This is a genomic window from Xenorhabdus indica, from assembly GCF_014467235.1.
In the GTDB taxonomy this organism is placed as follows: domain Bacteria; phylum Pseudomonadota; class Gammaproteobacteria; order Enterobacterales; family Enterobacteriaceae; genus Xenorhabdus; species Xenorhabdus indica.
The window spans coordinates 1-8,329 of record NZ_NKHP01000048.1 but is presented as its reverse complement, the minus strand read 5'-3'; the positions used below and the strand labels follow the sequence as shown (position 1 = coordinate 8,329).

Annotated in this window: 1 protein-coding gene; it reads right to left on the bottom strand. The window is 51.3% G+C overall.

Annotated elements, in window-relative coordinates; translation table 11 throughout:
* Window positions 1-8,329 (bottom strand): non-ribosomal peptide synthetase (locus Xind_RS19065; protein WP_187650866.1); only part of this gene is annotated, 8,329 nt, incomplete at both ends.

Here is an 8,329-nt window from a genome sequence, read left to right as displayed (position 1 = left end):
AGTCAGTCCCCGTGCCCGGCTGTCAGGGTTGCTGCCCGGTTCTCTGTCAAAGACACGTGGTGAGCGGGCATCAAGCACGACAGTGGGTAAGGGACTGTCCACTTTTTCCACTAGCGCAGTCTGGATCAGTAAGGCGACGGGAGCCGCATCCTCAAGCATATAGGCCAGCCGTTCGGTTGGATAGGCCGGGTCGAGTGGCAGATAGGCCGCGCCGGCTTTGAGGATACCCAACAGGCCGACGACCATATCCAGACTGCGTTCAACACAGATAGCAACGCGATCATCAGGCTGGACGCCCAGTGCAATCAGATGATGGGCCAACTGGTTAGCGCGGCGGTTCAGTTCATCGTAGCGGAGGGATTGCCCTTCAAATACCACGGCGATGGCATCAGGGGTCAGGTCAGCCTGTTGCTCGAACAATTCATGGATCAGGGCTTCTTGTCGGAAGTCGGCCTGTGGGGCGTTGAAATCGACCAGTACCTGCTGGCGTTCGGCGGCAGGTAGGATCGGCAGACTCAATACAAATCGCTGGGGTTCATTAGCTAGAGCTTCAACCAGACCACTGACGGCTGTGATCAGGTAATTCGCCAGACGCGTAGGGTCGATTCCCGAGACACTTTGGGTTACCAGACTGAAGTCTTCTCCTAAGTCATCTACCGAAAGGGTCAATGGATAGTTTGTGCGTTCTTCTGCTGCCAGCATGCGCATGCCACTCCAGACTTGATCATCTGCCGCGCCTGAGTGGCTATGACGATAATTAAGTAGAGTGCTGAACAATGGCATCGGAGGTGTCACGCCACTACAACGCTGTGCCAGTGCCAGTGGTGCCTGCTCATGTTCAAGCAGTGTCGTCAAGTCATGATAGGTGGCTTGTACCACTTCCAGTACGCTGCGATCAGCAAGAGATACCCGGACTGGCAGGGTATTGATAAACATCCCCATCACCTGATCAGCACCGGAATAGCCTTGCAGACGACCGAGCAGTACAGAACCGAAGACGACATCATCACGACCGCTGGTCTGCGCCAGCACTTGCGCCCAAGCGACATGGAACAGCACACCTGGGCTCATGCCCAAGCGGCGTGCCTGACTGCGGATCGCCTGTGCCAGCGTGATATTCAGCTTCAAATAGGCTTCAGTCACACCTTCACCATCCCCCTGTACGTCAAGCTGACCAAAAGGCGCTGTTGGTGCATCAATATCGGCGAGACGGGTACGGAAATAGTCTTCATGTACTGACTCCGGCACGCTCAAAGTTTGGGCGATAAAATCGCGGTACGGCAATGCTACAGGCAGAGCTTTTGCTTGTCCCTGCAACAACAAGGTGATTTCGGAAACGATAAGTTCCAGTGTCATATGATCACTGACCAAATGATGGAAACTCAGTGCCAGTAACCATTCATAGCTAATTGGATCATGGGCGATATCAGCGGCGAACAGCGGTGCCCGATTCAGGTTGAGACGACGCTGCCGTGGATCTGTATAAGTATGTAACTGGGCCGGAACATTGTCCTCTGAAATAGGAACAAAGGTGTTTACTGGCAACGGTGCATGACGCCAAACGACCTGAACAGGCTGTGTTAGTCCCTGCCAACAGACGGCGGTACGCAAGATATCGTGGCGATCAATCACTTTTTGTAAAGCATTAAGGAAAGCATCAAGACGCTCGCGGGTATCGAAGGCTACCATACTACGTAATAAGTAGGTGTCCCCTTGCTCCTGCAATTGGTGATGGAACAGAATCCCTTCCTGCAATGGGGCAAGCGGATAGATATCTTGTACATTAGCAGCCCCGCCGGGAACGTTGTTGACAATAATATCGATTTCTGCCTGAGAAAGTGTCACCAGCGGTAGCAGCTCTGGGGTGATGGCGGTGCAATCTTCGCTAATGAGATTAGGTGGTACGTTAAAGGCAGATTTACCCTGATGCATTTGTATCATCTGAGCCATCTCAGCGAGCACAGGTGTGGAGAATACACTGCGAACATCAAGCAACCAGCCAGCGCTACGCAATCTTTCAATCAAGCTGACGGCCATTAATGAATGACCACCGAGTTCAAAAAAGTGATCATGACGGCTGACGCGTTCCAAGCCCAACAGATCGTGCCAGATCTGTGCCAATATGGTTTCCATCGTACCCACTGGCGCTTCATAGACACGCGTTGCCATAGCTAGTTGATCAGGAACGGGGAATGCTTGTCGGTCAAGTTTTCCGTTAGGCGTAAGTGGAAAGGTTTCTAACGTGACAAAAGCGCTAGGAAGCATATATTCGGCCAGATGTTGTGCAAGCTGCTGACGCAAGTCAGTCGGTACAAGTTCAAAATTGGGCTGAGGCCGGAGATAAGCGACCAGACGTTTGTCACCAGGGATATCCTCGCGGAGGATAACAACAGCTTCCCGTACACCCAAACATTGTGTAAGACGCGCCTCGATCTCACCCAGTTCAATACGGAAACCGCGCAGTTTGACCTGAAAATCGTTACGGCCTAGATATTCGATGTTGCCATCGGGCAGCCAGCGGCCGAGATCACCGGTTTTATACATTCGAGAGCCAGAGACTGATGAAAACGGATCAGGAATAAAGCGGTCTTTCGTGAATTCCGGACGATTCAGATAACCACGGGCTACACCCGCACCGCCGATATAAATTTCCCCCGCTACGCCAATCGGTACAGGTTGTCCTTGCGTGTCCAGAATATAGATCCGAGCATTGGCGATAGGATGGCCAATGGGAACATTAAACTGACTATGAGAAATAACCTGATAAACAGACGCCCATACTGTCGTTTCTGTCGGGCCATATTCGTTATAGAGCGCAATAGGTAACTCTAATTGTTCAATTCGAGCATGAAGTTCAGGTAAGCAGCGTTCACCAGCGACAATGAGAGTCTGGAGAGAGGCCATATCATCTTTAGTCGCAAGTTGCAACAGGTTCAGCGCCAAGGAAGGCACACATAATAAGCAACTGATGTCATTTCGGCGTAGAGCCTGCAAAATAGTTGCAGGATCAACGGCATTCATTTGTTCTGGCAGGCACAAACATCCTCCGCGAGTAAGCGTACTGAAGATGCTGGCAAGGGAACTGTCAAATGCGATTGAAGACAAAAGCAAAAGCCGTTCAAGATGTTGATACGTCAAGTGTCGGGCATAGGTAGAGGCAACAATATTTCTGTGTTCGACCATCACTCCTTTAGGCTGGCCGGTGGAGCCAGATGTGTAGATGATATACGCCAAATGGTGTGGCGTTACCCCCAGTGTTTGAGCATCGGGATTATTCTCTGCGTAGATACTGAAAACGGAAGTATCGAGAAGCACAGTAGGCAGGCTACTGTTCAGAGTCTGACTCAGCGCTGACTGGGTGAGAAGGGCTACAGGTTCAGCATCTTCAAGCATATAGGCCAGTCGTTCGGCCGGATAGGCTGGATCAAGTGGCACATAAGCACCACCCGCTTTAAGAATAGCCAGCAGCCCCACGATCATCTCCAGACTACGTTCAACACAGATAGCCACCCGATCGTCGGGCTGAACTCCCAGTGTCAGCAAGTAATGAGCCAGACGATTGGCGCGATGATTCAGTTCACAGTAACTCAGCGATAGCCCTTCAAACACCACAGCAGTGGCATCAGGGGTAAGCTCAGCCTGCTGTTCAAATAGTTCATGGATCAAAATATTCCGTGGGAAATCAGTCTCGGTGTCAGTGAAATCCACCAGTAACTGCTGACGTTCTTGTGCAGGCAGGATAGGCAGGCTCAGAACAGAGCGCTGGGGATCTGTTGCCAGAGAATTCACCAGTCCATCAATAGCTGTCATCAGATAGGCGGATACTCGGGTGGGATCAATTCCTGCGATGGCCTGAACTGTCAGATTGAAACCTTCACCCAGATCATCCACGGAGAGACTCAGTGGATAGTTGGTACGATCTTCGGTAGTCAGCACGCGGATACCGTTCCAGATTGTATCAGTTGTACTTGTTTGACTATGACGGTAATTGAGCAGTGCACTAAACAGCGGCATTGGTGGTGCCACATTACTACAGCGCTGCGCCAGCGTCAGAGGTGCTTGCTCATGTTCCAGCAGTGTTATTAGATCATGGTAGGTATCCTGCACCACTTCCAGCACACTACGATTGGCAAGAGATATTCTTAACGGCAGTGTATTGATAAACATCCCCATGACCCGATCGGCACCGACAGAACCTTGTAGACGGCCCAGTAACACGGAACCGAAAACCACATCGTCACGACCGCTGGTTTGTGCCAGTACCTGAGCCCAGGCGACATGGAACAGTACCCCAGGACTGATACCCAGACGGCGGGCCTGGCTACGGATCGCCTGTGCTAACGTGAGACTCAGAGGTAAGCTGGCTTCGGCAATATCCTCTCCATCATCCTGTATATTGAGCAACCCGAAGGGAGCCGTTGGCGCATCAACATCAGCAAGCTGAGCGCGGAAATAATCCTCATGCACCGAGGCTGGGACGCTTAGAGTTTGGGCGATGAAGTTACGGTACGGCAGTGAATTGGGGAGCTCTTCAGTGCGGCCCTGTAATAACAACTGAATTTCATCAACGATAAGCGCCAACGTCATGTGATCGCCAATCAGATGGTGAAAACTCAGCGCTAACAACCACTCGTGGCTGGCCGGATCATAAGCAATGTCTGCGGCAAACAGTGGTGCCAAACTAAGATCAAGCCGGCGTTGACGTGGATTAGTGTAGGCCTGCAATTGTGCCAATACATTGTCCTCTGAGGCTGGCACAAAGGGAGTTACTGATAGTGTCGTTTGCTTCCAGACTACCTGAACAGGTTGGGACAGTCCTTGCCAGTAAGCGGCAGTGCGCAAGATATCATGGCGATCAATAACTTGTTGCAGAGCGTTAAGGAAAGCGTCGAGACGTTCACGCGTATCGAAAGCCATCAAACTGCATAACAGGTATGTATCACCTTGTTCCTGCATCCGATGGTGGAACAGAATGCCTTCCTGTAACGGTGCAAGTGGATAGATATCCTGCACATTGGCGGCACCGCCAACCACGGTCTCAACAACAAGATCTATTTCCGACTGAGACAAGGTTACCAGTGGCAGCATATCGGGGGTAATAGCAGTACAGCTTTCAGGAATCCGGTTAGGTGGCACAATAAAGGTTGATTCATCCTGAGTAGCCCGAATAGTTTTAGCCATATCGGAGAGTACCGGTGCTGAAAAGACACTGCGCACATCAAGCAACCAACCCGCACTGCGTAACTGTTCAATCAGACTGACAGCCATCAATGAATGACCACCAAGTTCGAAGAAGTGGTCATAACGACCAATACGCTCCAGCCCCAGCAGATCTTGCCAGATCTGCACCAGCGTGGTTTCCAGCTCACCAACGGGGGCTTCATAGCCACGTGTGACTACCGCTGACTGATCAGGAACCGGTAATGCCTGACGGTCAAGTTTGCCGTTAGGGGTCAGCGGGAACGTTTCCAACATCACAAAAGCACTGGGCAGCATATAATCTGCCAGATGTTGTGCCAATTCCTGACGCAAGTCAGCCGGCACCAGTTTAATATCAGGCTGAGTCCGAAGGTAGGCTACCAGACGTTTGTCGCCGGGGGTATCCTCGCGGGCGATAACAACGGCCTCATCTATTTCTGGGCACTGAACCAGACGCGCTTCAATTTCCCCCAGTTCGATACGGAAACCGCGCAGCTTAACCTGAAAATCGTTGCGATCGAGGTATTCGATATTACCGTCCGGTAACCAGCGACCGAGATCACCGGTTTTATAAAGGCGGGCATTTGGTACTGTTGAGAAGGGGTCAGGAATAAAGCGCTCCGCTGTGAGTTCAGGGCGGTTGAGATAACCACGAGCCACGCCAACACCGCCGATATGGATCTCCCCAGCCACACCGAGAGGGACTGGCTGACCTTGCGTGTCCAGAATATAAATTTGAGTATTAGCAATAGGTTGGCCGATAGGCGGCACTTTCTCATCTTGAGCATTGCACAGATAAAGCGTTGCACAGACCGTACTCTCCGTTGGACCATAGGCATTGAACATCCGTCGTCCTGTTGCCAACCGCTTGATCAGCGCTGGTGAACAAACCTCACCGCCTACAACCAAAGTTCGTAGTGTTGTCGGCACTGAATCCAATGCAGCCAATGCTGTCGGCGTCAACAGCATGTGGGTAATGGCATTTTCCTTCAGGGTATGGAACAGTTCAGCACCCGGTAAGAGGTGAGTACGCGGGGCGAGATAGAGACAAGCACCTGTCAGGAGTGCCATACAGCATTCCTGCATACAAACATCGAAGCTGAAAGAAGCAAGCTGCAATAGACGGCTATTGGCAGTAATGTCGAGAGTTCTTGTCTGAGCATCAATCAGATTACATAAGCTACGGTGCTCAACCATCACGCCTTTGGGTTGTCCCGTGGAACCAGAAGTATAAATCACATAGGCTAAATGGCGTGAGGTTAGCCCCAGTGTCTGAACATTAAGGTTTTCTTCTGATTCTTTATCAAAGGCAGTTGATTCCTGGGAAACAGATAGTCCTTGAGCATCAAGCACCACAGTAGGCAGATTGCTGTCAAGTATTTCAACGAGTGCGGATTGGGTGAGCAGAGCAACCGGTGCCACATCATCAAGCATATAGGCCAGTCGTTCGGTCGGATATGCCGGATCGAGTGGAACATAAGCACCACCCGCTTTAAGAATAGCCAACAACCCTACGACCATCTCCAGACTACGTTCAACACAAATGGCGACCCGATCATCAGGTTGGATCCCCAAAGCAAGCAAATAATGTGCCAGACGATTGGCACGACAGTTCAGTTCATTGTAGGTAAGCGACAGCCCTTCAAACACCACAGCCGTAGCATCAGGAGTACGATTAACCTGTTGCTCAAACAGTTCATGGATAAGTACCTCCTGCGGGAAGTCTGTTTGTGTCGCATTGAAATCTACCAATAACTGTTGACGTTCTGTGGCAGGCAATATTGGCAGGCTCAATATCGGCCGCTGGGGTTCAGTTGCCAACGCATCCACCAGTCCGCTAATAGCAGTGATCAAATAGTTGACCAATCGTAAAGGATCAACACCCGCAACGGTCTGGGCGAGCAAACTAAAGTCTTCCCCTAAATCATCTACCGATAGGGTTAACGGATAGTTGGTACGTATTTTTTCGTTCAATATGCGCATACCATCCCAGACCTTATCAACCGTACCTGGCTGGCTATGGCGGTAGTTGAGCAGGGCGCTGAATAGCGGCAGCGGCGGATTTACGCCACTACAGCGTTGCGCCAGTGTCAGGGGGGCCTGTTCATGCTCCAGTAGTGCCATCAGATCGTTATAAGTAGCTTGCACGGCTTCCAGTACACTACAGTCAGCAAGCGTGATCCGCACTGGCAGCGTATTGATAAACATGCCCATCACCTGATCGGCTCCGGCCGAGCCTTGCAGACGACCGAGTAGCACAGTACCAAAGACCACATCATCGCAGCCGCTGGTTTGGGCCAACATCTGAGCCCAGGCAACATGGAACAGTACACCGGGGTTGATACCCAGACGGCGAGCCTGAGTACGTATCGCCTGTGTCAGAGTGGTATCCAGCAGTAAACGGGCTTCGGTAACATCTTCACCATCCCCCTGTATATTAAGCAGACCAAAGGGTGCAGTTGGGACATCAAAATCAGCGAGTCGCGTGCGGAAATAACTCTCGTGTACTGAGGCTGGCACGCTCAGGACTTGAGCAATAAAGTTACGATAAGGCAGAGGGATCGGCAGGGTTTCTGCCTGCTCCTGTAATAACTGGATAATTTCGGCAATGATAAGCCCTAATGTCATATGGTCACAAACCAGATGATGTAAACTCAGGGCCAGCAGCCATTCATTGTTGGCTGAATCATGAGCAATCTCGGCAGCACATAATGGCGCCTGAGTCAGATCGATCTGACGTTGACGCGGATCGGTGTGGGCCTGCAATTGAGCCGACACATTGTCTGCAAACGTATTGTCTGCGGAGGCTGGCACAAAAGTTGTTACAGACAGTGGTGCCTGACGCCAGACCACCTGTACAGGCTGAGTCAATCCCTGCCAGCAAACAGCGGTACGCAGGATATCATGACGGTCTATTACCTGTTGTAATGCCTTAAGGAAAACATCAAGGCGTTCGCGAGTATTAAAGGCGATTAAATGGTGTAATAGATAAGCATCGCCTTGTTGCTGTAACCTGTGGTGGAACAGAATCCCTTCCTGTAGCGGTGCCAGCGGATAAATATCCTGCACGTTGGCAGCGCCGCCCGCCACCGTGTTGACAACCGTGTCGATTTCCGCCTGAGACAGGGTT